The 26,068-nt window shown below is 70.7% G+C and carries 36 protein-coding genes; 19 read left to right on the plus strand and 17 right to left on the minus strand.

What is annotated here, in order from left to right:
• Positions 1-28 precede the first annotated feature (28 nt).
• The gene (qcrC, locus tag QM517_RS17440; protein WP_077049912.1) at positions 29-838 is read right to left on the minus strand and encodes a cytochrome bc1 complex diheme cytochrome c subunit; all 810 of its coding nucleotides are present in this window, start codon (positions 836-838) and stop codon (positions 29-31) included.
• Positions 839-854: 16 nt separating this feature from the next.
• Entirely contained in the window at positions 855-1,490 is a 636-nt protein-coding gene (gene ctaE, locus QM517_RS17445) for an aa3-type cytochrome oxidase subunit III (protein ID WP_077049913.1), read from the minus strand.
• Positions 1,491-1,659: 169 nt separating this feature from the next.
• Between ctaE and trpD the strand changes: the two genes are divergently transcribed.
• Both trpD and QM517_RS17455 read left to right on the plus strand, forming a co-directional pair.
• Positions 1,660-2,721 carry an anthranilate phosphoribosyltransferase gene (trpD, locus tag QM517_RS17450; RefSeq protein ID WP_283289336.1) on the plus strand — a complete coding sequence of 354 codons (1,062 nt, stop codon included), beginning with the start codon at positions 1,660-1,662 and terminating at the stop codon, positions 2,719-2,721.
• A gap of 2 nt (positions 2,722-2,723) precedes the next feature.
• Positions 2,724-3,716 carry a PHP domain-containing protein gene (locus QM517_RS17455; protein ID WP_283289339.1) on the plus strand — a complete coding sequence of 331 codons (993 nt, stop codon included), beginning with the start codon at positions 2,724-2,726 and terminating at the stop codon, positions 3,714-3,716.
• A gap of 7 nt (positions 3,717-3,723) precedes the next feature.
• Here QM517_RS17455 and QM517_RS17460 read toward each other — a convergent pair whose 3' ends face one another.
• Positions 3,724-4,650 (minus strand): 5'-3' exonuclease, encoded by a 927-nt coding sequence (locus QM517_RS17460; RefSeq protein WP_283289341.1) that lies wholly within the window; start codon positions 4,648-4,650, stop codon positions 3,724-3,726.
• Positions 4,651-4,693: 43 nt separating this feature from the next.
• On the opposite strand from QM517_RS17460, the gene QM517_RS17465 reads away from it, so the two are divergent.
• The 4 genes from QM517_RS17465 to QM517_RS17480 all read left to right on the plus strand — a co-directional run bounded on the left by QM517_RS17465 (position 4,694) and on the right by QM517_RS17480 (position 6,984).
• Positions 4,694-5,089 carry a YchJ family protein gene (locus QM517_RS17465; protein ID WP_283289344.1) on the plus strand — a complete coding sequence of 132 codons (396 nt, stop codon included), beginning with the start codon at positions 4,694-4,696 and terminating at the stop codon, positions 5,087-5,089.
• A gap of 71 nt (positions 5,090-5,160) precedes the next feature.
• Positions 5,161-5,544 (plus strand): PPOX class F420-dependent oxidoreductase, encoded by a 384-nt coding sequence (locus QM517_RS17470; RefSeq protein WP_063257004.1) that lies wholly within the window; start codon positions 5,161-5,163, stop codon positions 5,542-5,544.
• A gap of 1 nt (position 5,545) precedes the next feature.
• Positions 5,546-6,211: an SDR family oxidoreductase gene (locus QM517_RS17475; RefSeq protein ID WP_077049919.1), complete on the plus strand. Its 666-nt coding sequence runs from the start codon at positions 5,546-5,548 to the stop codon at positions 6,209-6,211.
• Positions 6,208-6,984: an isocitrate lyase/PEP mutase family protein gene (locus QM517_RS17480; RefSeq protein WP_283289347.1), complete on the plus strand. Its 777-nt coding sequence runs from the start codon at positions 6,208-6,210 to the stop codon at positions 6,982-6,984. The genes QM517_RS17475 and QM517_RS17480 overlap by 4 nt, the downstream gene beginning before the upstream one ends.
• Before the next feature lie 6 nt (positions 6,985-6,990).
• On the opposite strand, the gene QM517_RS17485 is transcribed toward QM517_RS17480, so the two are convergent.
• Genes QM517_RS17485 through QM517_RS17495 form a run of 3 tightly spaced genes read right to left on the minus strand, consistent with a single transcriptional unit; the run spans position 6,991 to position 9,153 of the window.
• Complete coding sequence (locus tag QM517_RS17485; RefSeq protein WP_283289350.1) at positions 6,991-7,653, minus strand: LON peptidase substrate-binding domain-containing protein; 663 nt, start codon at positions 7,651-7,653, stop codon at positions 6,991-6,993.
• 49 nt (positions 7,654-7,702) lie between these two features.
• Complete coding sequence (locus QM517_RS17490) at positions 7,703-8,758, minus strand: FUSC family protein (protein WP_077049921.1); 1,056 nt, start codon at positions 8,756-8,758, stop codon at positions 7,703-7,705.
• Positions 8,759-8,784: 26 nt separating this feature from the next.
• A complete protein-coding gene (locus tag QM517_RS17495; RefSeq protein WP_308208923.1) occupies positions 8,785-9,153 on the minus strand; it encodes a winged helix-turn-helix transcriptional regulator in 369 nt (122 codons plus the stop codon).
• A gap of 93 nt (positions 9,154-9,246) precedes the next feature.
• On the opposite strand from QM517_RS17495, the gene QM517_RS17500 reads away from it, so the two are divergent.
• Complete coding sequence (locus QM517_RS17500) at positions 9,247-10,095, plus strand: SDR family oxidoreductase (protein ID WP_283289353.1); 849 nt, start codon at positions 9,247-9,249, stop codon at positions 10,093-10,095.
• Between the two features lie 70 nt (positions 10,096-10,165).
• Here QM517_RS17500 and QM517_RS17505 read toward each other — a convergent pair whose 3' ends face one another.
• Positions 10,166-10,522: a DUF2834 domain-containing protein gene (locus QM517_RS17505; protein WP_283289355.1), complete on the minus strand. Its 357-nt coding sequence runs from the start codon at positions 10,520-10,522 to the stop codon at positions 10,166-10,168.
• A gap of 75 nt (positions 10,523-10,597) precedes the next feature.
• Between QM517_RS17505 and QM517_RS17510 the strand changes: the two genes are divergently transcribed.
• The 3 genes from QM517_RS17510 (at position 10,598) to QM517_RS17520 (ending at position 12,543) form a co-directional block, all read left to right on the plus strand.
• Positions 10,598-10,939 (plus strand): TraR/DksA family transcriptional regulator, encoded by a 342-nt coding sequence (locus QM517_RS17510; RefSeq protein ID WP_077049925.1) that lies wholly within the window; start codon positions 10,598-10,600, stop codon positions 10,937-10,939.
• A gap of 28 nt (positions 10,940-10,967) precedes the next feature.
• Positions 10,968-11,183 (plus strand): SCO4848 family membrane protein, encoded by a 216-nt coding sequence (locus QM517_RS17515; protein ID WP_283289360.1) that lies wholly within the window; start codon positions 10,968-10,970, stop codon positions 11,181-11,183.
• 112 nt (positions 11,184-11,295) lie between these two features.
• On the plus strand, positions 11,296-12,543 hold the full coding sequence (locus QM517_RS17520; protein ID WP_283289362.1) for an MFS transporter: 1,248 nt from the start codon (positions 11,296-11,298) through the stop codon (positions 12,541-12,543).
• On the opposite strand, the gene QM517_RS17525 is transcribed toward QM517_RS17520, so the two are convergent.
• Positions 12,498-13,256, minus strand: coding sequence for a YidC/Oxa1 family membrane protein insertase (locus QM517_RS17525; RefSeq protein ID WP_077049928.1), 759 nt, complete (start codon positions 13,254-13,256; stop codon positions 12,498-12,500). The genes QM517_RS17520 and QM517_RS17525 overlap by 46 nt on opposite strands.
• An 84-nt stretch (positions 13,257-13,340) precedes the next feature.
• A complete protein-coding gene (locus QM517_RS17530) occupies positions 13,341-13,628 on the minus strand; it encodes a DUF6412 domain-containing protein (protein ID WP_077049929.1) in 288 nt (95 codons plus the stop codon).
• A gap of 65 nt (positions 13,629-13,693) precedes the next feature.
• Between QM517_RS17530 and QM517_RS17535 the strand changes: the two genes are divergently transcribed.
• A complete protein-coding gene (locus tag QM517_RS17535) occupies positions 13,694-14,203 on the plus strand; it encodes a glycine cleavage system protein R (protein ID WP_283289367.1) in 510 nt (169 codons plus the stop codon).
• Here QM517_RS17535 and QM517_RS17540 read toward each other — a convergent pair.
• Complete coding sequence (locus tag QM517_RS17540) at positions 14,187-14,576, minus strand: DUF3054 domain-containing protein (protein ID WP_077049931.1); 390 nt, start codon at positions 14,574-14,576, stop codon at positions 14,187-14,189. The genes QM517_RS17535 and QM517_RS17540 overlap by 17 nt on opposite strands.
• Before the next feature lie 38 nt (positions 14,577-14,614).
• Here QM517_RS17540 and QM517_RS17545 point away from each other — a divergent pair, with 38 nt between their 5' ends.
• Entirely contained in the window at positions 14,615-15,118 is a 504-nt protein-coding gene (locus QM517_RS17545; protein WP_077049932.1) for a metallophosphoesterase family protein, read from the plus strand.
• Between the two features lie 7 nt (positions 15,119-15,125).
• On the opposite strand, the gene QM517_RS17550 is transcribed toward QM517_RS17545, so the two are convergent.
• Positions 15,126-16,232: a fatty acid desaturase family protein gene (locus QM517_RS17550; RefSeq protein WP_077050116.1), complete on the minus strand. Its 1,107-nt coding sequence runs from the start codon at positions 16,230-16,232 to the stop codon at positions 15,126-15,128.
• A 239-nt stretch (positions 16,233-16,471) separates the two neighbouring features.
• Positions 16,472-16,675 carry a cold-shock protein gene (locus QM517_RS17555; RefSeq protein ID WP_026095524.1) on the minus strand — a complete coding sequence of 68 codons (204 nt, stop codon included), beginning with the start codon at positions 16,673-16,675 and terminating at the stop codon, positions 16,472-16,474.
• A 584-nt stretch (positions 16,676-17,259) separates the two neighbouring features.
• Between QM517_RS17555 and QM517_RS17560 the strand changes: the two genes are divergently transcribed.
• Positions 17,260-17,748 carry a pyridoxamine 5'-phosphate oxidase family protein gene (locus QM517_RS17560; RefSeq protein ID WP_283289373.1) on the plus strand — a complete coding sequence of 163 codons (489 nt, stop codon included), beginning with the start codon at positions 17,260-17,262 and terminating at the stop codon, positions 17,746-17,748.
• Positions 17,749-17,768: 20 nt separating this feature from the next.
• Here the strand turns inward: QM517_RS17560 and QM517_RS17565 are convergent, their stop codons facing one another.
• Positions 17,769-17,900, minus strand: a complete 132-nt coding sequence (locus QM517_RS17565; RefSeq protein ID WP_272918306.1) for a hypothetical protein — start codon at positions 17,898-17,900, stop codon at positions 17,769-17,771.
• A gap of 113 nt (positions 17,901-18,013) precedes the next feature.
• On the opposite strand from QM517_RS17565, the gene QM517_RS18805 reads away from it, so the two are divergent.
• Together QM517_RS18805 and QM517_RS17575 are read left to right on the plus strand one after the other, a co-directional pair.
• A complete protein-coding gene (locus QM517_RS18805; RefSeq protein WP_077050117.1) occupies positions 18,014-18,169 on the plus strand; it encodes a DUF2256 domain-containing protein in 156 nt (51 codons plus the stop codon).
• Positions 18,166-19,635: a cryptochrome/photolyase family protein gene (locus QM517_RS17575; RefSeq protein ID WP_283289378.1), complete on the plus strand. Its 1,470-nt coding sequence runs from the start codon at positions 18,166-18,168 to the stop codon at positions 19,633-19,635. Before QM517_RS18805 ends, QM517_RS17575 begins: the two co-directional genes overlap by 4 nt.
• A gap of 83 nt (positions 19,636-19,718) precedes the next feature.
• On the opposite strand, the gene QM517_RS17580 is transcribed toward QM517_RS17575, so the two are convergent.
• Positions 19,719-19,934, minus strand: a complete 216-nt coding sequence (locus tag QM517_RS17580; protein WP_283289380.1) for a DUF2945 domain-containing protein — start codon at positions 19,932-19,934, stop codon at positions 19,719-19,721.
• A gap of 172 nt (positions 19,935-20,106) precedes the next feature.
• Here QM517_RS17580 and QM517_RS17585 point away from each other — a divergent pair, with 172 nt between their 5' ends.
• Complete coding sequence (locus QM517_RS17585) at positions 20,107-21,636, plus strand: catalase (protein WP_283289383.1); 1,530 nt, start codon at positions 20,107-20,109, stop codon at positions 21,634-21,636.
• A 22-nt stretch (positions 21,637-21,658) separates the two neighbouring features.
• Here the strand turns inward: QM517_RS17585 and QM517_RS17590 are convergent, their stop codons facing one another.
• The 3 genes from QM517_RS17590 to QM517_RS17600 are packed head-to-tail and all read right to left on the minus strand — an operon-like array spanning position 21,659 to position 23,804.
• Complete coding sequence (locus tag QM517_RS17590; RefSeq protein ID WP_283289385.1) at positions 21,659-22,246, minus strand: hypothetical protein; 588 nt, start codon at positions 22,244-22,246, stop codon at positions 21,659-21,661.
• Positions 22,243-23,070 (minus strand): endonuclease/exonuclease/phosphatase family protein, encoded by an 828-nt coding sequence (locus tag QM517_RS17595; RefSeq protein ID WP_283289388.1) that lies wholly within the window; start codon positions 23,068-23,070, stop codon positions 22,243-22,245. Before QM517_RS17595 ends, QM517_RS17590 begins: the two co-directional genes overlap by 4 nt.
• Positions 23,070-23,804, minus strand: coding sequence for a glycosyltransferase family 2 protein (locus QM517_RS17600; protein ID WP_283289391.1), 735 nt, complete (start codon positions 23,802-23,804; stop codon positions 23,070-23,072). The genes QM517_RS17595 and QM517_RS17600 overlap by 1 nt, the downstream gene beginning before the upstream one ends.
• Positions 23,805-23,871: 67 nt before the next feature.
• Between QM517_RS17600 and QM517_RS17605 the strand changes: the two genes are divergently transcribed.
• Genes QM517_RS17605 through QM517_RS17615 form a run of 3 tightly spaced genes read left to right on the plus strand, consistent with a single transcriptional unit; the run spans position 23,872 to position 26,066 of the window.
• Positions 23,872-24,612 (plus strand): sulfurtransferase, encoded by a 741-nt coding sequence (locus QM517_RS17605; RefSeq protein ID WP_283289394.1) that lies wholly within the window; start codon positions 23,872-23,874, stop codon positions 24,610-24,612.
• 3 nt (positions 24,613-24,615) lie between these two features.
• Positions 24,616-25,569 carry a dipeptidase gene (locus QM517_RS17610; protein ID WP_283289397.1) on the plus strand — a complete coding sequence of 318 codons (954 nt, stop codon included), beginning with the start codon at positions 24,616-24,618 and terminating at the stop codon, positions 25,567-25,569.
• Positions 25,566-26,066 carry a GNAT family N-acetyltransferase gene (locus tag QM517_RS17615; RefSeq protein ID WP_283289399.1) on the plus strand — a complete coding sequence of 167 codons (501 nt, stop codon included), beginning with the start codon at positions 25,566-25,568 and terminating at the stop codon, positions 26,064-26,066. The genes QM517_RS17610 and QM517_RS17615 overlap by 4 nt, the downstream gene beginning before the upstream one ends.
• The last annotated feature ends 2 nt before the right edge of the window (positions 26,067-26,068 follow it).

Genomic DNA, 26,068 nt, shown 5'->3' on the forward strand with positions numbered 1-26,068 from the left:
GTACGTTACGTAATGTCGATGACGACGATCAGTTGGACTTCGCCGTGATCCACACGGTGAGCGCGATGAGCGCTCCGATGCCGAAGATCCAGATGAACAGACCCTCCGAGACCGGACCGAGCGATCCGAGCGCGAAGCCGCCGGGGGACTCGGACTTCTGAAGGAACATCAGGTACGAGATGACGTCGCGCTTGTCTTCGGGGGTCAGATTGAGGTCGTTGAAGACCGGCATGTTCTGCGGGCCCGTGACCATCGCCGCATACATGTTGAGCGGAGTGACCGTGTGCAGGTCGGGGGCCCACTTGCCCTCGGTGAGCGCGCCGCCGGCGCCGGCCACGTTGTGACACATGGCGCAGTTGATGCGGAAGAGCTCGGCACCGTGCGACACATCGCCCTGGCCGTCGAGGATCTCGTCGGACGGGTAGGTGGGGCCGGGGGCCGCGGACTGCACGTAGGCGGCGATCGCGTTGACCTGCTCCTCGGTGAACTGCACCGGCTTGACCGGAGCCTGCGGGCCCTGCGCCTGCAGCGGCATGCGGCCGGTCGAGACCTGGAAGTGGACCGCGAGCTCGCCGACGCCGAACAGCGACGGGCCCTGCTGGCTGCCCTCGAGGTCGAGCCCGTGGCAGGTGGCGCAGTTGGCCTGGAAGAGCTTCTTGCCCTCCTCGACCGTGCTGGCCGAATTGGACGCGCTCGTGGGGGTGTCGGTGGCGGCCATCGCGGCCGACGCGCCGGCGTAGATGCCACCCGTCAGCAGCAGACCGATTCCGATCAGCGCGGCGGCGGCCAGGGGGCTGCGGCGTCCGTTCGAGCGACGCGGCTTCTTCTCTCGTGCCATGTGAGGTACAGCTCTCTTACTTCAGGAAGTAGATGACGAAGAACAGCGCGATCCAGACGACGTCGACGAAGTGCCAGTAGTACGACACGACGATCGAGGTGGTCATCTCTTTGCGACCGAAGTTCTTCACGGCGTACGCGCGGCCGATCACGAGGAGGAAGGCGATGAGGCCACCCGTCACGTGCAGGGCGTGGAAGCCGGTGGTCAGGTAGAAGGCCGAGGCGTAGGGGTTGGCGCTGATCGGCATGCCTTCGGTCACCAGCGTCGCGTACTCCCACACCTGGCCGGACACGAAGACCGCGCCGAGGATGAAGGTGAGGTAGAACCACTCCACCATTCCCCAGCGCTTCCAGAAGCTGTTCGACTTGACCGTGTACGGCTGGTACCGCTCGGCGGCGAACACGCCCATCTGGCACGTGACCGAGGACATCACGAGGATGAACGTGTTCACGGCAGCGAAGGGGACGTTGAGCAGCTGCGTCTCTTCGGCCCACAGGGGCGCGGACGTGCTGCGCAGTGTGAAGTAGATCGCGAACAGGCCCGCGAAGAACATGACCTCGCTGCCCAGCCACACGATGGTGCCGACGGCGACCGGATCGGGTCGCTTCACGGCGCGCACGGCCTGGGAATACGTCGCTGGTGTCGTCACCATCCCATTATGCGCGATCCGACGCAGCGATATTCCCATCTCCAGCCTGAGATATTCCATCATCGAGACTTAGGGAAGCCTAAGAATCCGCAAGGAATCCCCGGTGCGGAACGGGTTCCCGCCCGGCTTCGAACGACCTCGCCCGACACGCCGCGTGTGGAAGGATCGTGGCATGGCGGAACGCTTCACCTGGCCCGATCTGCTCACCACCCTGCTGCAGGGCCGCGACCTCAGTGTCTCGAAGTCGACGTGGGCGATGCGGCGCGTCATGGCGGGGGAGGCCACGCCCTCGCAGCTGGCCGCATTCCTCGTCGCGTTGCGCGCGAAGGGCGAGACGGTCGAGGAGATCGTCGGCTTCCGCGACGCCATCCTCGAGGCGGCGGTTCCGCTTCCGGTGCGCGCGGAGGTCCTCGACATCGTCGGCACCGGCGGCGACCGTTTCGGCACGGTCAACATCTCCACGATGGCGGCCGTGGTGGCGGCGGCATCCGGGGTCCCCGTGGTCAAGCACGGCAACCGGGCCGCGAGCTCGGCATCCGGCTCCTCCGACGTGCTCTCCGCTCTGGGGATCGCTCTGACGCTCGATCCCGAGGCGGTCGCCGCGACGCTGGAACGCACCGGGATCACCTTCGCCTTCGCCGCCGCTTTTCACCCGGGCTTCCGCCACGCCGCCGCGACGCGTTCGGAGCTCGGTGTGCCGACGGTCTTCAACTTCCTCGGACCGCTCTGCAACCCCGCACGCGCCGAAGCCAACGCGGTCGGTGTCGCGCACCTGGACCGCGTCCCCCTCATCACCGGCGTCTTCCGCACGCGCGGCGCGACGGCGCTGGTGTTCCGCGGCGACGACGGTCTCGACGAGCTGACGACGACCGGGCACAGCCGTGTGTGGGAGATCAGCCGCGGAGACGTGCACGAGCACGATCTGGATCCGCGGGATCTCGGCATCCCCCTCGCCGACATCGACGACCTCCTCGGCGGTTCGCCCGACCACAACGCCGAGGTCGTGCGGCGCACGCTCGCCGGTGAGACCGGCCCGGTCCGCGACATCGTGCTGCTGAACGCGGCCGCGGGGCTCGTGTCGTACCGGTTGTTCCAGGATGCCGCCGAGGTGCAGCGTCCGATTCTGGAGCGTCTCGCCGAGGCGATGTCCGACGCCTCCGCCGCGGTCGACGACGGCCGCGCGCTCGCGAAGCTCGACGACTGGGTCGCCGCGACCCGCGAGTTGGCGGGCTGAGCATGCACCCGCTCGACGCGCTCACCGAGATCGCGTATCTGCTCGAGCGGGAGAGGTCGTCGCGCTACAAGTCGAAGGCGTTCCGCACGGCGGCCGCGGCCATCGAGGGACTGAGCGACGAGGAGTTGCGCGATCCCGGGCTGCGGCGGCGTCCGGGGATCGGGGACTCCACGTTCGCGGTGATCCGGGAAGCGCTGGACGGCGGTGTGCCGGAGCGGTTGGCGACGCTCCGCGCGGAGGCGGGCCTCGGCGGTGGGGGAGAACTGCGGTCGGCGCTCCGGGGCGACCTGCACAGCCACAGCGACTGGTCCGACGGCCTGACACCGATCGAGCCGATGGTCGAGGCGGCGCGGCGGCTCGGTCACGAGTACCTGGCCCTCACCGACCATTCGCCGCGGCTGACGGTGGCGAACGGTCTGTCGCCCGAGCGCCTCCGCTCGCAGATCGAGGTCGTCAGCGGGCTCTCCGGCGACGGGTTCACGCTCCTGACCGGCATCGAGGTCGACATCCTGGACGACGGTGCCCTCGACCAGGAGGACGCTCTCCTGCGCGAACTCGATGTGGTCGTGGCATCCGTGCACTCGAAGCTGCGGATGGAGGCCGGCCCGATGACGCGCCGGCTGGTGGCGGCGGTCAGTGACCCGCGCGTCGATGTTCTCGGCCACGTCACGGGGCGCCTCGTCGAGGGAGCGCGCGGGACCCGGCCGCCGTCGGAGTTCGACGCGCGGGAGGTGTTCGCGGCGTGCGCCGCATCCGGTGTGGCGGTCGAGATCAATTCGCGCCCCGAACGTCAGGACCCGCCCGACGACCTGCTCGCTCTGGCGCTGTCGGAGGGATGCCTGTTCTCGATCGACTCGGATGCGCACGCTCCGGGTCAGCTGTCGCTGCTCGACTACGGCGCGGTCCGCGCGGAGGCGGCGGGGGTCCCGGCCGAGCGGATCATCACGACGTGGCCCCTGCCCCGGCTGCGGGAGTGGCTCGCCCGCGACCGCTGAGCCGCGCTCAGCCGCGCAGGGCGGCCAGTGCCCGGGTCATCGACGTGCCGAGGTTCGAGCGCGCGGCGAGCGCGGTGGCGGCTTCCGCCCGGCCGTCGTCCACCGCGATGCGGTCGTCGGCGGGCGCGAGATCGAGGTCGCGGACGACTCCGACGACGGTCGGCGCGACGTCGAGGTAGTCCGCGGCGGCGAGGATCTTGGCCCGCTGCGCGGGGGAGCCGGCCGTCCCCTCCGCCGCGGCGGAGCGGATGCCGTCGAGGTCGCCCGCCGCGGCCAGGAGCGCGGCCGCGGACTTCTCGCCGATCCCCGGCACGCCGGGCAGGCCGTCGGAGGGGTCGCCGCGCAGCGCCGCGAAGTCGGCGTACTGAGCCGCGCGGATGCCGTATCGGGCCTGTACGGCCGCGTCGTCGATGATCTCGAGGTTGCTCATTCCCCGGGCCGTGTAGACCACCCGGATGCCACGGTCGTCGTCGACGAGCTGGAAGAGGTCGCGATCGCCGGTGACGATGTCGACGGGCACGTCGGCGCGTGTGGCGAGCGTGCCGATGACGTCGTCGGCCTCGTGCTCGGGGGCTCCGACGATCGCGAGGCCGAGTGTCTCGAGGGTCTCGCGGATGAGGGGGATCTGTGCGGTCAACGCCGCCGGGACCTCCTCGACGTCGGGTCCGCTCTCGACGGTCTCCACGACCCGGTGGGCTTTGTAGGTCGGGAGGAGATCGACCCGCCATCCCGGGCGCCAGTCGTCGTCCCAGCAGGCCACCAGCCGCGTCGGTTCGTACGTGGTGACGAGCTTCGCGATGATGTCGAGGAGTCCCCGCGCGGCGTTGACGGACGTGCCGTCGTCGGCCTTGACCTTGTCGGGCACGCCGTAGAACGCGCGGAAGTACAGCGACGCGGTGTCGAGCAGGAGCAGCTTATCCGGACGGGATGCCATGTGCCCAGGCTAGTGAGGACGCCCGAGAATCTAGAGTGTCGGGGTGTCCTTCGGTGCCCGGCCCCTCCGCCCCTCCGCCTCCGCTCCGTGCCCGTGCGGGCGCGCGGCGTTCGGCGAGTGCTGCGGTCCGCTCCTCGACGGCGTCGCGGCGCCCTCGGCGGAACGGCTCATGCGGTCGCGCTACACCGCGTTCGCGGTCGGCGACGCCGATCACCTCGTGCGGACGTGGCATCCGCGTACCCGTCCGGAGGACATCGACCTCGACGACACGGTCTGGGAGGGGCTCGTGATCGACGATGCCGTCGAGGTCGGGGATGCCGCGACGGTGGCGTTCGCGGCATCGTGGCGGCGCCGGGGCGAGCGGGGCGTGCTGTCGGAGCGCAGCAGATTCGTCCGGCGCGGGGGCCGCTGGGTGTACGTCGACGGCGACGTCGCCTGAGCCGTCAAGCCCGGCATCCGTGTCGGAAGCGGTGCGTAGGCTCGCGGCTGGAACCCGATGAGAGGACACGCATGATCCCCGATGCGCTTCGTGACCTGCTCGAGAATCCGAACTACGGCGCCCTGGGCACCGTCCGTCCCGACGGCACGGTGCAGGTCAACCCCATGTGGTTCGAGTTCGACGGCGAGCACGTGCTCTTCACCCACACGACGACCCGGCAGAAATACCGCAACCTGCAGGCCAATCCGTCGATGAGCTTCATGGTCTTCGACCCCGACCAGCCGTACCGCTACATCGAGGTGCGCGGACGGTTGGTGGACGAGGTCCCCGATCCCGAGGGGGCGTTCTACGTGCGCCTGGGTCAGCGCTACGGCAATGCGGGGCAGCAGCCCCCGCCCGATCGCGCGAACCGCGTGATCCTGAAGATGTCGGTCGAGAAGGTCGGAGGACAGTGACATGGAACGCATCGTGATCATCGGTGGACACGGCAAGGTCGCCCTGCACCTGGCGGGTCTCCTCGCCGAGCGCGGCGACGAGGCGGTGTCGGTGGTGCGCAACCCCGACCACCGCGCCGACGTCGAAGCCGCGGGCGGGCAGCCGCTCGTGCTCGATGTCGAGAAGGCGGACGTCGACGAGATGGCCGCCGCCTTCGACGGCGCGGACGCCATCGTGTGGTCCGCGGGCGCCGGCGGCGGTTCCGCCGAGCGGACGTACGCGGTCGACCGCGACGCCGCGCAGCGCGCCGTCGACGCGGCCGCGAAGGCGGGCGTGCGCCGGTTCGTGATGGTGTCGTGGATCGGCTCGACGCCGGACCACGGCATCCCGGAGGACGATCCGTTCTTCGCCTACGCCGACGCCAAGCTCCAGGCCGACGACCACCTCCGGGCCAGCGACCTGGACTGGACGATCCTCGGCCCCGGCACCCTGACACTCGACCCGCCCACCGGTCGTATCACGACCGCCCCGCAGGGCAAGGGCGAGGTAGGTCGCGCCGACGTCGCCGCCGTCGTCGCGGCGACCCTCGTGCAGTCGGCAACCATCGGGCGGTTCATCCGCTTCGGTGCGGGCGACACCCTCATCGCTGAAGCACTCGTATCCGACTCCGAAGGAGCATCCGCATGACCGATCTCACCGCCCGCGCCGAGACCTTCGCGTCTCTTCACCACGCCCCCGAGATCCTGCGCGTCGTCAACGTATGGGACGTCGTCTCGGCGCGCGCGATCGCCGACCTGCCGCAGACCCGGGCGCTCGCGACCGCCGGCCACTCGATCGCCGCGACCTTCGGCTACGAGGACGGCGAGAACATCCCGCTCGACCTCATGCTCGACATGGTCGGGCGCATCGTCGCGGCCGTCGACGTTCCGGTCTCCGCCGATCTCGACGCCGGGTACGGCGACCCGGGCGAGACCGTGCGCCGCGCGATCGGCGTCGGCGTCGTCGGTGCCAACGTCGAGGACCGTCTGCGGCCGCTCGCGGACTCCGTCGCCGCGGTCGAGGCGATCGTCGCCGCGGGTGCGGCCGAGGGCGTGCCCTTCGTCCTCAACGCGCGCACCGACGCCGTTCTGAAGGGCGGCGACCGTCCCCTCGACGAGAAGCTCGAGGATGCCATCGCCCGCGGCCGCGCGTACCTCGACGCCGGAGCCACGACCGTGTTCGTCCCGGGCCTCCTGGACGCGGACGCGACGCGTCGCCTGGTCGAGGGCATCGGCGAACGGAAGGTGAGTGTGATCGGCGTGCCCGGCGCGCTGACCGCCGCCGAGTACGAGGCCCTCGGGGTGGCGCGGATCTCCTACGGACCGCAGACGCAGCGGGTCGCACTCACCGCCCTGCAGGACCTGGCGATCGACCTGTACGGCTCGGGCGTCATCCCGTCCACGGTGCGCGCCCTGAACTGAGCCGCGTCAGTCGTCGTCCTCGGCGTCGTCATCGGGGTCGTCCACGACCACGATGACGCCGTCGGGGATGGGGTCGCCGAGCAACGGCTCGGCGGCGAGAGTGAGATCCACCGTCGCTCGCAGCAGCCCGCCCATCGTGGGGGACCGCAGCAGCTGCATCTGATCGAGTTCGCCCAGCGGTGCGATCGCGGCGATCTGCCACGCGCGTTCGAGGGGCGCCTCCGACAGCTCGACGTCGGGGTCCCACCGGGCCACCCCGAATTCGCGCGCGCGCCCGAGGACGCGGCGTACGACGCCTTCGGCTTCCTCCAGGAGCGGCGCGAGGTCGTCGTTCCACTCGAGGTCGGGAAGCGGACGCACCTCGGCCCGGGGATACGGGGCGTCGTCGAGCCACTCGACGATCTCGAACCGCTCCGCTCCGCGGGCGACGATCGACATCTGTCCGGCCTGCGGCACGACGTGGCTGAGGCGCGCCATCGTCCCGAACGCGAAGCGCTGGTCGCCGCCGCCGGTCTCGACACCGCGCTCGATCAGGACGACGCCGAACTCGGGGTCGACCTCGTCCAGCAGCATCCCCAGCATGACGAGGTAGCGCTCCTCGAAGATCCGCAGCGCCAGGGGGGTGTGCGGGAAGAGGACGGTTCCCAACGGGAACATCGCGGTACCCATGGCACCAGTCAATCAGCGCTGCGGGCGACGAGGGCCGTCTCCGCGGTGTTCACGCCGGCTCGTCCCGCAGGCTCTCGTGGATGCGGTGGAGGTCCATCAGCAGCGAGCCGATCAGCACCCAGTGCTCGGTCGAGGGGGTGCGGATCTGCAGGGGCCGGGTGAGGGCCGGCTCCTCCGCCATCGGCGCCGGCTCGGTGCTCGGATCGAGCGAGAACTCGAGGCGGACGTCGTGGGCCGCCCGGTGCAACTGCTCCGCGATCGCGCGCACCGAAGGATCGTCGGTGATCGACGGGGTGTATCCGTCGTACACCGCCCGCGTCATGCCCACTGTCTGCGTGACCACGGGGGTGAACCGGTCGAGGCGCGCCTGCATCTCCGCGAGGTCGGCGCGGTGGCGGGAACTGCGCGGGTTGAGCGAGAGCGAATCGGCGCCGTCGCGGATCGCCTCGGCCGCGGCATCCCGGACCGGGCGCAGGAGGCGCGCTTCCAGGAGGAGACCTTCCAGCGACTCGCGGCTCTGCGGGGTCTCGAGGGCATCGGCGAGACGTTCCAGCGCGGCGGCGAGCTCGCGCCCGAGGACGTCGAGCTTCTCGCGCGCCGGGGGGACGAGGACCGGGGGGACGAGGGCGGTGTTCACCAGGATGCCGATGACCGCACCGATGACCGTCTCCAGCACGCGGTCGAGGGCGTAGTTCGGGGTCGCCGTGCCGAGCGCGAGGACGAGCACCGCGCTGATCGCCACCTGGTTGGTCGCGCCCGGTGACATCCGCAGCGCCCACGCCACGCCGAGGGACACCGCGCCGGCCAGCAGGATCACCCAGGTGGGGGACCCGAGCACGATGCCGAGCAGGGAGGCGATGACGACGCCGACGATCACGCCGACGCTGCGCTCGACGGCGCGGGCGAAGGACTGATTGATGCTCGGCTGCACGACCAGGACGGCGGCGATCGCTGCGAAGATCGGGGGCGGTCCGGGGACGAGCGCGCCCGCGGCGATCCAGGCGGCGATCATCGCGACCGCGGATTTCGCGACCTGCAGGAACGGTCCCCGCCGCGCAGCGCGGAAACTCAGGCTTTCACGCGGGAGTCGGAGCGGGAATCGCATGAATCGAGCGTAGGCCGAGGGTGCCGTCACTTCGGCCGGTCCAGCATGGCATCCGCGTTATCGGCGACCCACGCCATCAGCGGCAGCATGCGCTCCATGAGGTCGTGTCCGAGATCGGTCAGGGCGTACTCGACGCGCGGGGGGACCTCGGGATACGCGGTGCGGCGGACAAGACCGTCGGCTTCGAGGGTCTTCAGAGTGCTCGCGAGCATCTTCTCGCTGATGCCGGTGACGTTCCGGCGCAGTTCGCCCCACCGCTGCGTCCCGTCCGAGAGGGCGACGAGGACGAGGACTCCCCACTTGCCCATCACGTGGTCGAGCACGGTTCGGGTGGGGCACCCGTCCGAGAAAACGTCGGGACGTTCGGCGCGCAGATCCGCAAGACTCACCATCACGTGAGTACCTAACCGGAAAGTGGGTACCCGCATTCCGGAATGCATCCGGTCCGGCCACGTTGGCTTCGGCGTACCGACCGAAAGGACACTCCCATGACCCTCCTCGTCTCCGCCGCCTCCGGGCACCTTGGCCGCCTCGTGATCGACGCGCTGCTCGCGCGCGGCGTCGCGGCATCCGACGTCGTCGCCGGCGTCCGCACCCCCGCCAAGGCCGACGACCTCGCCGCGCGCGGCATCCGCGTCGTCGAGTTCGACTACGCCCGACCCGACACGCTGACCGCGGGTCTGGAGGGTGTGACGGGCGTACTGCTCATCTCGGGGACCGATGTCGACCGCGTCGCGGGACACCGCAACGTCGTGGAGGCCGTGCGCGCCGCCGGTATCGACCGCCTCGTCTACACGAGCGCGCCGCGCGTCGACGAGATCGACTACGCGCTCGGCGCCGACCACCTCGCCACCGAGCGCGCGATCGCCGAGGCGGGCCTGGATGCCACGATCCTCCGCAACAACTGGTACACGGAGAACTACTTCGATTCCGTCGCGCGCGCGGCGGAGTCCGGCGTGATCGTCGCCGCGGTCGGTGACGCGCGCGTCGCGAGCGCCAGCCGTCGCGACTACGCCGAGGCGGCCGCCGTGGTCCTCACCACGGACGACTTCCGCGGCCGGACTCTGGAGCTCGCCGGCGACGTCGCCTGGACGTACGACGAGCTGGCCGCCGCGGCCGCAGAGGTGCTCGGCCGTGAGGTCGTCTACCAGCCGGTGACGCTGGAGCAGCTCACGGCGGGACTCGAGCAGGCGGGCCTGGATGCCGGGACCGCAACGTTCGTCGCCGGCATCGACGACGCGATCGCCCGCGGCGCGCTGTCGCAGACCGACGGCGCTCTGGCCCGCGTGATCGGCCGTCCGACCACGCCGCTCGTCGCCGGCTTGCGCGCGCGCTGACGCGCACCGAGCGCGTGAGTCGCCAGGATGTGTCGCCTGAGCCCTGCTCGAAGCGACGAATCTTGGCGACTCACGCGTTTGCGCGAGAGGAGCGAGCGCCGGTCCGCTTCCGCTCGCGCATTGCGAGGAACAGCGGGAAGGTGAACGCGAAGGCGGTGAGGCCGGACAGGACGACGTACAGCCACGCGTGCCGCATGCCCTGGCGTCGCCCCTCGACGAGGATGAAGATGCTCCCGGCGACCGCGACGACCAGCAGGTCGACGGTGATCGACGACACGGCCGGGCCGCTGGAGACCAGATCGCCGAGGAAGTCGGCCATCTGCACGATCGCGAAGACGTTGAAGGTCCAGGTCCCGACGAGCCCGAGGATCGACAGCACGAGGAACGCGACCGACAGCGGTGTCCAGTGCTTGAGGAGGTCAGCCATGCGCCGATCCTGGCGGCTGCGCGCTCCGCGATCCAGCCCCGTTCCGATGTCGCCGCCGCGCAGTAGCGTCGAGGAATGGATGCCACCCGCGCCACGGCCCTGCTCGATGAGCTCGAGCGCGCCGTCGACCGGCGCCTGCGACATCTGACGGCCGACGCGGAGAGCCTCCGGCACGACCGGGCGGATGCCACGGCGGACGACGAGCACGACCCCGAGGGCTCCACGCTGTCGGGGGAGTGGGCGCAGGTCGACGCGCTGGCCCGCGCGTCGGTCGCCGAGCGCGACGAGATCCGCGCGGCGCGGGAGCGCGTGGCATCCGGGACCTTCGGGGTGTGCGAGGTGTGCGGGCGTCCGATCGCCGACGCGCGCCTGGAGGCCCGGCCGACGGCACGGCGCTGCATCGTCTGCGCGACCTGAGTCCCGGGCGCCGCCGTAGGCTCGGAGGGTGGAACCGCTGCTGATCGTCCTGCTCTTCTCCAACGCCGTCTTCAACGCGGTCGTGTGGCCCCGGTTCTACCCGCGGATCGCGAAGGATCCCCGCGCCCGGGATGCCGCCGGCAAGCCCACGGCGTTCCTCGTGGTGCACACGGTGCTGATCGCCATCGCCCTGGTGCTGGCGCTCGCATCGGTGATCGCCGCGATCGCGGCCCTGGTCTCCTAGGCCGTCGCGCGCGCGGGCTCTGTAGAATGGGGGCGCGGGTTCGCCCGCCGCACCTCGTGCATCTACCTACCGGACCGGCAAGGCGGCACCGCCCCACGCCCCGGAGATCCCCATGCACCACCCCGTCCCGTCCACTGCGCAGCGCCCCCTGATCCACCACACGGGTTTCTGGTACTTCCCCGTCGCCTTCATCGCGCGTCTGCCGTTCGCGATGATGACGGTCGGTGTCCTGGCGCTGGTCGTCTCGGTGCGCGGGTCGGTCGCGCTCGGCGGGCTCACCTCCGCGGCGGTCGGCATCGGCGTCGTCATCGCCGGGCCCGTGCTCGGCGATCTCGCCGACCGGTTCGGTCAGTCGCGGGTGCTGGTGCCGACGGGGCTCGCCAACGGCATCCTGCTCGCGCTCTTCCCCGTGGTCGTGGGGTCTCCCGCCGCCGACTCCCTCGTGCTCGCGAGCGCCGTCGCGATCGGTCTCACCGGCCCGCAGACCGCGGCGATGTCACGCAGCCGCGTCATGGCGCTCATCGGCGCGCGGATCGAGGCCGACCGGCGCGAGCGCACCTTCTCACGCGCGATGGCGTACGAGTCGGCGGCCGACGAGACGGCGTTCGTGATCGGACCGTTCGTCGTGGGCGTGCTCGCCGCGGTCGTGGCGCCGTGGGCGCCGATCGTCGCGGCCGCCGCGCTGAGCTTCGTCTTCGTGACCGCGTTCGCGCTGCACCCCACCGGTCGCGTGGTCCCCGTCGCGTCCGAGCGCGGCACGATGGCTCCCGCCCGCGAGTTGCTCCGGCCGCGGATGCTCATGCTCGTCGCCGCGGTCTTCGGCGTCGGCGCGTTCTTCGGTTCAACGCTGACGTCGCTGACGGCGTTCATGGAGGCCCGAGGGGCGCCCGAGGCCGGGGCTCTGCTGTACGGCGTGATGGGCGTCGGCTCCGCGGTGCTCGCCCTGGCGGTGGCGGTGCTGCCCGCCCGCTTCTCGTTGCGGTGGCGGCTCGTGGCGTTCGCGATCCTCCTCTTCGCCTCGGCGGGCGCGTACTCGGTGGGCGGTTCGGTGCTGACGGTCACGGTCGTGCTGTGCCTCATGGGCATCGGCGTCGGACCCTCGCTCGTGACGTTGTTCAGCCTCGCCGGGCACCGCGCGCCGGCGGGGCGCGCCGCGACCACGATGACGCTGCTCGCCTCGGCGCTCACGCTCGCGCAGGCGCTGTCGTCCGCGGTCACCGGCGCCGTCGCCGAGCGCGCCTCGGTCGAGTCGGCGATGCTGATCCCCGCGGGTGCGGCGCTCCTCGTGCTCGCCATGGCCGCGGTGAACCTCGTTCACGCTCGACGGTGGGATGCCGTCGGCCCGTCGTCGATCGGGTAGAACCGCCGCAGGATCCACCGCTGGCCGAAGGTCCAGACGGTGGTGACGGCGAGGTAGAGGGCCGCGGCGAGCGGCACGAAGATCGCCACGAGCGCGGTGCTGAAGGGCAGCACCGCGGTCATCACGACCACCGACCTCGGCGTGGCCGGGTCGTACGGCGGTCGCAGGAACCGCCGTGTCAGTTCACCCGCTCCGGCGATGACCGCGACGATGAGCCCGAACAGGGCGAAAGTCAGGGCATCCGCCGATCCGCCGGTGAGCGCGGTCAGCAGACTCGACCCGAGCGGAACGCCCGCGAGATGTTCGGTGAGCAGGCCGTTCGCGTGCCCCGCGACCGTGGGGTGCAGGAACACGGCGTACAGCAGTCCGACGACCGGCGCCTGGGCGAGCACCGGCAGGCAGCCCGCGAACGGCGATACGCCCGCGTCGCGATAGAGCTGCATCGTCTCCCGCTGCAGGCGTTCGGGGTTCTTCCCCCATCTCTCGCGGAGCGAGCGCAGGCGCGGAGCCAGTCGCGCGCGGTCGCGTTCGGCGCGGGCCTGCGACACCCCCACGGGGATGAGTGCGGCGCGGACGACGAGGGTGACGAGGACGACCGCCAGCGCGGCGGCTGCGGCTCCGGCGGCGGGGGAGAGGAGGGCGGTGAGGGCCAGCAGGCCCCGAGTGGTCAGGTCGAGCAGGGCCGCGAGCGGCGGCAAGGCGAAGAGGTCCAAAGAAGTGTCCGTTCGTGGGGGCGATCAGGGAGCGATCGGCCACGGAGGGATGCCGAGGCGGCGCCGTCGAGGGCGCCGGGCGGTCTACGCGGCCGGGGCCGCGCGTCCGGGAGCTCGCGGGCGCGGGTGGCCGGCGGCGTCGGGATCGCTCTGCGCGAGCGGAGCGGAGGGATCGATGGGGCGCGTCGGCCGTGCCGGCGGGGCATCCGCCAGGAGACGGAACACGAGGACGGCGACGGCGACGGTCAGTACGACGGCGGCCGCCAGCGCCAGGGCCAGCAACGGCGCGGGGGAGGCGCCTCCGTCGGGGGTGAGCGCGACCTCTGCGGCGACGAGCAGAAGGTTCAGGGCGGTCAGGAACGACGCGATCATCCCCTGCCCCCTCTCCTCGGTCGAGCCCTCACGCTACCAGCGGGTCGGTGGCTACGCTGTCGGGCATGACGACTCTCGTGATCACCGTGGTGGGCGACGACCGCGCCGGGCTCGTGGCATCCCTCGCCGACATCGTCGACGCGCACGGCGGCAACTGGGAGACCAGCGAGCTGGCGGAACTCGCGGGTGCCTTCGCCGGGATCGTCGAGGTCTCGGTGGCCGCCGAGCGCTCCGACGATCTGCGCGCGGCGCTCGAGGCGGCGGCGGGCACCCTCCGGGTCACGGTGCACGGTCCCGCTCCGGTCCCCGCGACGGCGGCGCGCACCGTCGCGTTGACGGTGATGGGCAATGACCGCCCGGGCATCGTGCGGGAGATCACGGGGGCGCTGAGCGCCCGCGGGGCCAGCATCGACCGGATGTCCACTCAGACCACGGATGCCGCGATGGCGGGCGGTCGGCTGTTCGAGGCCACGCTGACCGCGACGCTCGCCGGCGGGGGCGGGGTCGACGAACTGGTGGAGGACCTTCAGAACCTCGCGGCCGAGATCCAGGTCGACGTCACGCTGACCGACTGACCCGCGCGCGGGCCGCGATCGCGGCGACCGTGCGCCAGCCGACCAGGAACAGCGCCAGGGTGATCGCGGCGACGATGACGAACGCCACGGCCACACCCTGGCCGCTCACCGCGCGCAGCAGTATCCCGGCCGCCAGCGTCACACCCCACACCGGCAGGCCGGTCCGCAGCGGTGCGAGCGGGCGTCGCCAGCCGAGGCTCACGACCCACCCGAGGAGCAGGCCGACGACGAACGGCCACGCGGTGGTCGCCAGGCCTGCGCCCGCGGGACCCAGCACGTCGCCGTCGTGGGTGGCCCGGCCGATCGCGGCGAACACGACGACGAGCACGATGTCGAGGATCAGGGCGAACAGGGCGGGGCGGCGAGAAGTCACGTTCCCATCCTCGCAGCACCGCGGGTAGCGTGAGCCCGATGACGACGCGACTGCTCCTCCTCGCGGACACGCACGTCCCGAAGCGGGCGCGCAGCCTTCCGGAGGCCGTGCGCCGAGCGGCATCCGAGGTCGACCTCGTCGTGCACGCCGGCGATTGGGTGACCGCCACGGTGCTCGACGAGCTCGAGTCCCTCGCCCCCGTCGTGGGTGTGTGGGGGAACAACGACGGCGCCGACCTCCGGGCGCGACTGCCCGAAGTGGCCCGGACGGAGGTCGATGGGGTCCGAATGGCGGTGGTCCACGAGACCGGTCCGGCCGCGGGGCGGGAGAGGCGGATGGATGCCGCGTTCCCCTCCGTGGATCTGGTGGTGTTCGGTCACAGCCACATCCCGTGGGACACCGTCACGCCCGCCGGGATGCGGTTGGTCAATCCCGGGTCGCCGACAGACCGCCGCCGCCAGCCGGCGTGCACCATGATGATGCTCGCTCTGGCTGACGGCGGGGTCCGCTCGCTCGACGTCGTCGAGGTGGAGCGGGACTGACTGCGGGTCAGATGCGCCGTGCGGCCGACGTCATCGGGCACTCGAACGGATCGCGGGCGGCGAGCCCGACGCGGTTGAGGTACGCGATGACGATGCCGTACGACTGGAACAGCGTCGTCTCGACGTAGGGGACCTGCAGCGTCTCGCAGTGCTCGCGCACGATCTCGCGCGCACGGCTCAGGTACGGCCGCGGCATGTTCGGGAACAGGTGGTGCTCGATCTGGTAGTTCAGGCCGCCCATGAGCCACGTGGCCCACCAGCCGCCGGAGATGTTGCGGGAGGTGCGCACCTGCTTGCTGAAGAAGTCGAGCTTCGCGCCCGGGGCGATGACGGCCATGCCCTTGTGGTTCGGGGCGAAGGATGCGCCCATGTACACGCCGAACACCGCGAGCTGCACACCCAGGAAGGCGAACGCCATCCCAAGGGGCAGGAAGATGAAGACGGGGGCCACGAACACCGCGAAGCGCAGAGCGATGAGCCCGAGCTCGGTCCAGCGGCCCTTGACCTCGCCGCGCGAGAGCAGGTGGCGGATGGCCAGCACGTGGAGGTTCAGGCCCTCGAGCGTGAGGAGGGGGAAGAACAGCCAGCCCTGCCGCTGCGTGATCCACCGCTGGACGCCGCGGGCCTTGGCGGCATCCTCGTCGAGGAAGGAGATCGTGTCGATCTCGATGTCGGGGTCCTTGCCGACGCGGTTGGGGTTCGCGTGGTGCCGCGTGTGCTTCGTGGCCCACCACGACTGGCTCATCCCGACGACGCCGTTGCCGATCCACAGCGCCAGGCGGTCGTTCGCCCGGCCGGACGCGAGGATCTGCCGGTGGTTGGCTTCGTGGGCGAGGAAGGCGACCTGGGTGAACAGGATGCCGAGCGCTGCGGCGATGAGCAACTGGAACCAGCTGTCGCCGAGGAGCACGAACCCGGTGATCGCTCCACCGAATCCGAGGACGACGGCGGTGCCGACGAGGGCGTAGAAGACGGGGGTACGGGCGAGGAGCCCGCTTTCGCGGACGACCTGGGACAGCTCTGTGTAGGCCTTCGCGATCGGGGGGAATTCAGTGGTGCCGGAATAGGTCTGACGAACGGGGCCGAGACGGGACTCGACGATGGTGGAGGCGATGAAGAAGCTCCTCGGGAGTGGTGACCGTGGTCGGGAGCCGGGGCGGCTACCCGGGCTGCGGCCCACACTACGGCGGGGTGTATGGGCTCACCGGAATACGAGTGCATCCTCGGCATACTCACCGGAACCGGTCATCTACCCGACACCCCTCCTGCACCGGGAGAAACCCGGGCGCAGACGCGGCGAAGGCCGGGAAGCCGCCGAAGCGGCCCTCCCGGCCTTCGCTGAGGAGCGTCAGCTCAGAGGGGGCGAATGTTCGCCGCCTGCATGCCCTTGGGGCCCTGCTCGGCGTCGAATTCGACCTTCTGTGCTTCCTGCAGCTCCTTGAAGCCATTGCCCTGGATCGCGCTGAAGTGCGCGAACAGGTCGGCCGAGCCGTCGTCGGGTGCGATGAACCCGTAGCCCTTCTCGGAGTTGAACCATTTCACGGTGCCAGTGGCCATCGTGTTCTTCCTTTTTCTTTTCGGGCCGCGATTACGGCCGGGTGCGCCGCTCCGACGCATGCGGAGCGGACGGGGACGCCGCGCGACCGGGAGGGTCGTGCGAACGTGTTGGGCGTCGACGGCGGCACGGGCCGCGTCGACGGAGTCGTGGATGCCGAGGTCTTCGCCGAGCGGTCCCTGGGCTTCGAAGCCCAGGGGGACGGCGCCGACGAAACCGGCGTACGCCGAATCGACCGTCGCGACGAACACGTCGAGATCGGCCTGGCGCCACGACAGGGGCAGGGGGAGAAAAGCAGACACGCGGACTTTCCGCGGCCGACGGGAGACCGGATGGTCGCACCCGAGTGGGCCGCGCGGAGATGAGGAGGGAATCGCATCGATGACGGCTCGGTGCCGTGCGCCCGGCATCTCAGCGATGAGGCGGACGTCGATGAAGCAGGTCCCAGAACGAATACCCAACGGTACCACGGAAGGATCGGCGCGCACAGACCCGGCGAGATCAGACTCTCGACACGGCGTCAACCGGTGGCGGGCGGTGGTCCGAGCGAGTGGGCTGAACACCTCCCCACGAGAAGGAGGACACCGTGTCCGACACCGTTTCCGAGCTGGACAAGCTCAACGAACTGCTCCCGAAGTTCCGCTTCGCGATGGTCACCACGCGGGCGGAGGAGGGTGATCTCCACGCCCACCCGCTCACGGTGCAGGAGTCGGAGTCCGACGGTGACCTGTGGTTCATCGTCGGCACGCACGCCTCGGCGGTGGAGCACGTCCGACGCGACCCGAAGGTCGGCCTGTCTTTCAGTTCCGACGGACTGTGGCTGTCGCTCGCGGGCGAAGCGGAGGTGATCGACGACCTCGCGAAGCTGAAGGATCTGTGGTCCACCACCGTCGAAGCCTGGTTCCCCGACGGTCCCGAGTCACCGGGCATCACTCTGCTGAAAGTCTCCGCGCTGAGCGGCGAGTACTGGGGGAGCGCCGGCGGTCGCATCGCCACCGCGGTGGCCCTGGTGGCATCCAAGGTCACCGGCGAGCGACCGCGCGGCGAGAACGAGAAGTTCGACCTGCCCGCCTGACCGGGCGGACAGGCGCGGCGTCAGCCCCCGGACGGGTTGTCGACGGGGGCGTCGTCGTCGTCGGTTCCGGCGGGGATCTCGGGCAGGTCCGCTGTCTCCAGCTCGTCCGGCTGGTCGGCGGTGTCGGGGGTGCTCTGCGGTGTCGTGTCCATGGCAGCCACTCGATCAACGGGTTGCGCTGCGCGCACGACCCTTGCGCGAGAGCCTTCCCTGTGCAGGGCGCAAGCCCCCAATCCGACGTGTGTCGCGCTGGCACCATGACGCCATGGCACGAGCCCCGCTGCGCACCAAGCCCTGCGCCTATTGCGGCAGACCCTTCTCCGATCGCAAGCGCTGGAGCGGGCGCGACCAGTGGGACGAGGTCCTTTACTGCTCGCGCGGGTGCCGCGCCAGCGCCGCCAAGCAACGGAGACGCGCGTGAGGGCCGCGCTGATCCTCGCGACGCAGCAGTTCGCGGAGCATCCGGCCTTCGCCGACGACGACGTGGACGAGTTCTTCTTCATCGAGTCCGCTCCGCGATTCGCGAAGCTGCCCTACCACCGGCACAAGATCGTGCTGCTGCTCTCGGCGATGCGGCACACGGCGGCGCGGCTCGAGGCCGAGGGGCGGACGGTCCGACGCATCGCGCTGTCCGACGACCTCACGTTCCGCGCGGGCCTCGACCGTCTCTTGACGGAGCACCGCGTCACCGAGCTCAGGTGGATGAGCGACCCCAACCGGCCGGTCGACGAGCGGATCTCGGCGATCTGCGCGGCCCACGGCGTCGAGCCCGACATCCTCCCGGACGGCCTGTTCCTCACCCCCGAGGAGGAGGTGGACGGGTGGTTCGCGGAGCACCCCACGCCGTTGATGGAGGACTTCTACCACTGGCAGCGTCGGCGCACCGGCATCCTGATGGACGGCGGGAAACCCGCCGGGCGCCGCTGGAACTTCGACGCGGACAACCGCAAGCCCCTGCCGAAGAAGGGCGTCGAGATCCCGCCGTTGCCGACGCCCGCGCACGACGACATCACCGCCGCGGTCATCGCCGAGGTCGACGAGCGCTTCCCCGACCATCCCGGCGCAGCGACGGAGTTCTGGCTCCCCGTCACCCCCGAGGAGTCGCACGCCTGGCTCGAGGTCTTCGTCGCCGAACGCCTGCACGACTTCGGCCGGTACGAGGACGCCATGAAGGCCGACGAGCCTTTCCTCTTCCATGCGGTCGTCTCCCCGCTGCTGAACATCGGGTTGCTCACCGTCGACGACGTGATCGCCGCCGTCACGCGGACCGATGCGCCGCTGGCATCCGTCGAGGGGTTCGTCCGGCAGGTGATCGGCTGGCGGGAGTACATGCGCGGGATGTACCGGGCGCACCCGGAGCTCGAGCGCGTGAACGCGCTGCACCTCGAGAAGCGCGTGCAGAAGTACTGGTACTCGGGGGAACGGATGCCGTCCGACCTGCCGGTGCCGGTGCGGACCGTCCTGGAACGCGTGCACCGGTGGGGCTACGCGCACCACATCGAGCGGCTGATGGTGCTGGGCAACTGGTTCCTGCTGCAGGGGTACGCGCCGCGCGAGGTCAACCGCTGGTTCCTGGCCCTCTTCGTCGACGCGTACGACTGGGTGATGGTGCCCAACGTCATGGGCATGAGCCAATTCGCCGACGGCGGCTTCGTCGCCACGAAGCCCTACGTCTCGGGCGGGGCGTACCTGCAGAGGATGGGGGCGTGGTGGCCGTCGGCCCAGGCCGCCAAGGACTCGGTCTTCACCGACGCGTACTGGGGGTTCCTCGAACGGCACGAGGACGTCCTCGCCGGCAACCACCGGCTCTCCCTCGCGCTCGCGCAGATGCGCCAGCGGCGCGACGCCGCGGGGTCGACCGGCGCGGGCGGCGAGCGAAACTCCTGAGAAACCGGGTGCGCGGGGCGGTTGCGCGCCGGGGCGGGTGGGATGCCGCAGAAGAATCAGGAGTTTCGCACGCCTCGCGGCCGTCAGCTCTTCAGCTTGTTCAGCCCCGAACCCTTGTGCGCGGCGGTGGCGTCGGTCTTCTCCGACTTCACGATGTAGGCCGGCTCGTCCTCGGATGCCGTGAACTTCTGACCGTCGTGCTGGAAGTCCTTCGTCTTCTTCTCCACGACCTCACCCTGGGTGCGCCCCTGCGGGGTGTCCCAACTGACCCGGTCGCCCTTGGACAGATCCTTCGACATGTGCGTTTCCTTCCGTTCGGTCCCGCCATGGTCGCGAGCGGCGGGGTCGTGGAGCCGGGGATTGACAGCCGCGGGACCGTACGCGCTCGTGACGAGTTGTGCAATGCCTCGTCCGGCCGGGGCGCCGTGCGTAGCGTCGAAGACGTCCCCGGATTTCCACGTGAGGAGCGCCATGTCCGAGCCCACCACCGCCAACAACGGATCTCCCGTCGCCAGCGACGAGCATTCCCAGAGCGTCGGGGCCGACGGCTCCATCGCCCTGACCGACCACTATCTGATCGAGAAGCTCGCGCAGTTCAATCGCGAGCGCGTGCCCGAGCGCGTGGTGCACGCGAAGGGCGGCGGCGCGTTCGGGACGTTCCGCACCACCGGAGACGTTTCGGCCTACACGCGCGCAGCGCTTTTCCAGCCCGGTGTCGAGACCGAGATGCTCGCGCGCTTCTCCTCGGTCGCGGGCGAGCAGGGGAGCCCGGACACCTGGCGCGACCCGCGCGGGTTTTCGCTGAAGTTCTACACGACCGAGGGCAACTACGACCTCGTCGGCAACAACACCCCGGTCTTCTTCGTCAAGGACGGGATCAAGTTCCCCGACTTCATCCGGTCGCAGAAGCGCCTTCCGGGCAGCCACCTGCGCGACAACACGATGCAGTGGGACTTCTGGACCCTGTCGCCCGAGAGCGCGCACCAGGTCACCTGGCTCATGGGCGACCGTGGCATCCCGGCCTCGTGGCGGCACATGAACGGGTACGGGTCGCACACCTACCAGTGGATCAATGCCGCGGGCGAACGGTTCTGGGTGAAGTACCACTTCCACACCGACCAGGGGCACAAGACCCTGACGCAGGACGAAGCCGACCAGATCGCAGGTCAGGACGCCGATTTCCACATCCGCGACCTCTACGCCGCGATCGAGCGCGCCGAGTTCCCGACGTGGACCCTCAAGGTGCAGGTCATGCCGTACGAGGATGCCAAGACCTACCGCTTCAACCCGTTCGACCTGACGAAGGTGTGGCCGCACAGCGACTACCCCGAGATCGAGGTCGGCACGATGGAGCTCAACCGCAACCCGGGCAACTACTTCGCGGAGATCGAGCAGGCGGCCTTCGAGCCGTCGAACTTCGTGCCCGGTATCGACGGCAGCCCCGACAAGATGCTGCAGGCGCGCATCTTCAGCTACGCCGATGCGCACCGCTACCGCGTCGGCACGAACTACCAGCAGCTGCCGGTGAACCGTCCGCACACTGAGGTGCACTCGTACTCGAAGGAGGGCGCGATGCGCTACGAGTACAACCCGCCCGAGGTGCCCGTCTACGCGCCGAACTCGGCCGGCGGCCCCGCCGCCGATCCGCGACGCGCGGGCGACGGCGGGTGGCAGAGCGACGGCGAGCTCGTCCGGTCGGCCGCGACGCTGCACCCCGAGGACGACGACTGGGGCCAGGCCGGCACGCTCGTGCGCGAGGTGATGTCGGCGGATGCCCGCGACCGGCTGGTGGAGACGATCACCGGGCACGTCGGCGGCGTCACCCGCGCCGAGGTGCGCGACCGGGCCGTGCAGTACTGGAAGAACGTGGATGCCGAGATCGGCGCGCGTGTCGAGGCCGGCCTCCCGCCGCTCGAGGACTCGACGGCCCCCGGCGAGCAGCTCAGCGAGCCCAACCCCGACGGCGACCTCGTCGGTCGGGACGTCGCGGGACGCGTCTGATCCGACGCCGGCGGGATCGCGTTCACACCATGGCGCGGTCCTGCCGGGTCAGGCGGAATCGGGATGCCAGCACCCCGGCGACCAGCGCTCCGAGCCCGCCGGCGACCATGTCGCCGATGGTGTCGTCGTACGTGACGAAGATACTGTCGGTGATGAAGCGGTAGCCGAACCACTCCACCATCTCCCAGACCGCGCTGAGAGCCAGACCCGCGGTCGTCGCGACGACGATCGGTGTCCTGCGGGCGCCGGTGGGCACCATCACCCGCGTGTCGTCGAGCACCACGAGCGCGACGGCGGCGAGCACCCCCGTGCACACCGCGTGAACCAGGAGATCCCAGCCCGTCCAAGCGCGGTACAGGTCGATCACGTTGCTGCCCGCCGCAACGATGACGGTCAGGCAGATGGCGAGATCGAGACCGGAACGCAGGCCCAGCATTCGCGAGAGCATCACCGCCGGCAACGTCATCGAAAGCACGGCGGTGTCGGTGGCGGGAAGCGCGAAGGCGGCGACCAAGACCCCGACGATCGCGATGGCGCGCACGGCATCCGCGATCCACTCCGTCGCTGTCCGGGGCGGCCGCTTCAGATTGGCGTACAGCGCTGCGATCACCGCGGCACCGGGATGCGCACGACGGCCTGTACCGGCAGGTGGTCGGACGGCCAACTCGTGCCCGTCGGGCGCGGGTCGATGCCTGTCGCGCGGACGCCGACGTCGGGCGTCGCGAGGATCGCGTCTATGCGGCGAGCGCCAACCCGCGGCCTCCGGTAGTTGTTGAACGTCCCCCATTCGACGGTCCGGCGGGCGGGGGCGTACGCCCACGTGTCGATGAGACCGCCGTCCGCGAACATGTCCGCGAGCTCGGCCGAGCGGATGGGGGCGTTCACATCGGCCGTGAACAGCAGAGGAAGGTCCTCGGCGGCGACGAGCTCGGCGAGCCAGCGGGCGGAACGACGCCGCGCGCGGCGGGAGAACGCGTCGAAGTGGCTGTTGACGAAGGCGAACGGGGCGCCCGTGGCCGAATCGACGAACCGCGCGATGACCGCGATGCGCGGAATCGTATTGCCCCAGCCGACCGAGCCGTCGATCGCCGGGGTGTCGGACAGAGCCACCTGCGTCCAATCGAGCAGTTCGAGCCGGTCGCGGTCGTAGAAGATCGGCGTCCCCTCGCCGTCGCGGTCCCGCCCGCGGCCGTGGCCGATGCGGCCGTAGGCGCTCCCGAGCGACTGCTGCACCCACCGGGCCTGGTCGGGTCGCGCCTCCTGCGAACCGAGCAGGTGCGGCGTGTTCGCGCCGAGGAACACGCGCAGTCGTTCCTTGCGAAGGGCCCACCGGTCCTCGGGCGGCCAGGTCAGCCGTTCGAACCGGCGGCGGATGTTGAAGCTCATGACGTGCAGGTCGGGGGCCTCGACGTTCGGGAACAGCACCCCGCCCATCAGCGCCGCCCCAGACGGCGCGCCCACCGCAGCGGCGGGATCTCGCGCGGCCAGTGCGCGAACACGGTGCCCATGCCGCGCGAGAAGCTCTTCGCGAAGCGTCGCGGGCGGACCGTTCGCGACGAGACGCGCATCTGGGCGTGCCCCGGCACGATCCGGATGCGGTGCCGTTCGCCGAGGTGGAATGCGAGGTCGAGATCGTCGTGGAGCTCGGGGTCGAGGTGGACCCTGTCCCGGACCGCCAGCCACGCCGTCCGCCGGAAGGCCATGTTCGACCCCCAGAGCGGTGCGTGCCCGAGCGCCGGATACGCGAACGCCGTGTATGTGCCGAGGAACGCCCACGCCATCGGACGTCGGCCCCGCGCGGGCCCGTCGTGGAAGACGGCGGCGGCGGTGACGGCATCCACGTCGGGGTCGGAGAGCGCGGCGGTCATGTACGCGATCCAGCCCGGGCCGGGGAGGCTGTCGGCGTCGAGGCGCAGGATCAGGTCGCCCGTCGCGGCGTCGTAGCCGGCGGCCGCGGCGGCGGGGATGCCGCGCTCGCCGCAGAACACCACGCGCGCGCCCGCGGCGCGGGCGACGTCGGCGCTGTCATCCGTCGAGGCATTGTCGACGACGACGATCTCGTCTGCCGGACGGGTCTGCGCGGCGAGGGCGGCGAGGCACCCGGCGAGGGGCACGGCGTCGTCTCGGACGGGGATGACGACCGAGACGGTCGGGGCGGCGAGAGTCATCTCGTGTCACGCTAGCGGCCGCCGCCTCCGGCGCGAGGTGCCTTGCGCTCTGCGTACCCTGGATGCCATGGCATCCGCGGCATCCGTCCTCAACGTCTCGGCGTATCTGTTCACTCGGATCGACGACCCCGCGGCGCTCCGGCTCGTGCTGCGCGAGCGCGCCGGGGACGCGGGGCTGCGCGGGACGATCCTGCTCGCCGAGGAGGGCATCAACCTGTTCCTCGCGGGTGCGCCGGATGCCGTGCGAGGTTTCGTCGAGGGACTCCGCGCGGACTTTCCTGCTCTCCAGGCCAAGGAGAGCTGGTCAGATGCCGTGCCCTTCGGTCGGCTGCTCGTGAAGGTCAAGCGCGAGATCATCCGCATGGACCGGCCCGAGGTGCGCCCGCAGGACGGCCGCGCGCCTGCGGTGACTCCCGCGACGCTCCGCCGCTGGCTCGACCGCGGAGCCGACGACGAGGGACGCGAGGTCGTGCTCGTCGACACGCGGAACGCCTTCGAGGTCGACTACGGCACGTTCTCGGGCGCCCGCGACTGGCGCATCGAGCGGTTCACCCAGTTCCCGGATGCCGCGAGCGCCCACCGCGACGAGCTCGACGGCAAGACCGTGGTGAGCTTCTGCACCGGGGGTATCCGGTGCGAGAAGGCGGCCCTGTACCTGCGCGACCAGGGTGTCGACGCGTACCAGCTCGACGGCGGCATCCTCGGCTGGTTCGCCGCCGAGGGCAACGCGCACTGGGACGGCGACTGCTTTGTGTTCGACGAGCGCGAGGCCCTCGACCCGGCGCTGTCCGCCCGCGCGGGCGCCTGATCCATGCTGTGGGATCAGCACGCGTGCGCCGAACTCGTCGAGACCGCTGACCTGACGGAGCTGCACCGCTACCGTCCGGCGGGTGGCGGACTCGTGTCGCTCAACGCCGGCTATGCGCCCCACGGCCCCGAGGTCGCGGCATCCATCCTTCGCGCGTTCCGTGCGCAGGTGACCGCGATCGATGGACTGGAGCTCGCCGCGACGGTCGCCGACGTCGATCGGATCGCCGCAGCCGGTGACACCGCCGTCGTCTTCGACCTCGAGGACGCAGCGCCCCTCGGGGGCGACCTCGATGCCGTCGCAACGCTCGTCGCTCAGGGCGTCCGCACGCTCGGCCCGGTCTACAACTACGCGAACGCGGCCGGGGGCGGATGCCTGGATGCCGACGACCCGGGTCTCTCGCGCTGGGGCCGAGACCTCGTCGCCGAACTGAATCTCCGCGGCATGGTGGCGGACGGTTCGCACGTCGGCGCCCGGACCTCGCTCGACATGTGCGCAGTATCCACGCGGCCCGTCGTCTTCAGCCACTCGTGCATGAGGGCCGTGTGGGACCACCCCCGCAACATCACCGACGACCAGGCGCGCGCGGCCGCCGACACCGGGGGAGTCGTCGGCATCACCGGCGTCGGCATCTTCCTCGGCCCCAACACGCCCACGCTCGAAGCGATGGTGCGTCACATCGAGTACGCCGTGGAGGTCGTCGGCATCCGGCACGTCGGGGTGAGCACGGACTTCTCGTTCGACTGGGAGACGTTCCAGACCACGCTGGCCGAGAGCCCCGCGCTGTACGACGCGAGCTACACCGCGTGGGGCCCGGTCGAATGGATGCCACCCGAGACCTTCATCGGCCTGGGCGCGGCGCTCCGCGACCGCGGGTGGGACGACATCGACATCGCGGCGGTGCTCGGCGGGAACTTCCGCCGCGTCGCCCTGGAGAGCTGGGAGCCTCAGCCATGACCGAACTGACCGACGGCGCCGTGCTGCGCCCCGCCCGCCCCGGCGACGAGGCCGGGATCCTCGCCTGCATCCAGGCGCTCGCCGATTACGAACGCGAACCGGATGCCGTCGACAACACCGTCGACATGCTCACGGCCACGCTCTTCGGTGACGACCCGCGCGCCTTCGCGTTCGTCGTCGACGGGGGAGACGGCGAGATCCGCGCGATCGCGATCTGGTTCCTCACCTACTCGACCTGGACCGGCAAGCACGGCATCTGGCTCGAAGACCTCTACGTGCACGAGCAGTACCGATCGAACGGGTACGGGGTGGCGCTGCTGTCCGCGCTCGCCGCGGAATGCCTCGCGCAGGGGTACCCGCGGCTGGAGTGGACGGTGCTCGACTGGAACGAGCCCGCGATCGGGTTCTACCGCGCGCTCGGTGCCGAGGCCATGGAGGAGTGGACGACGCGGCGCGTCACCGGTGCGGCGCTCGAGGCGCTGGCGACGCGGGGCTGACG

Origin of the sequence: Microbacterium sp. IEGM 1404 (assembly GCF_030056775.1) — a bacterium.
GTDB lineage: Bacteria > Actinomycetota > Actinomycetes > Actinomycetales > Microbacteriaceae > Microbacterium.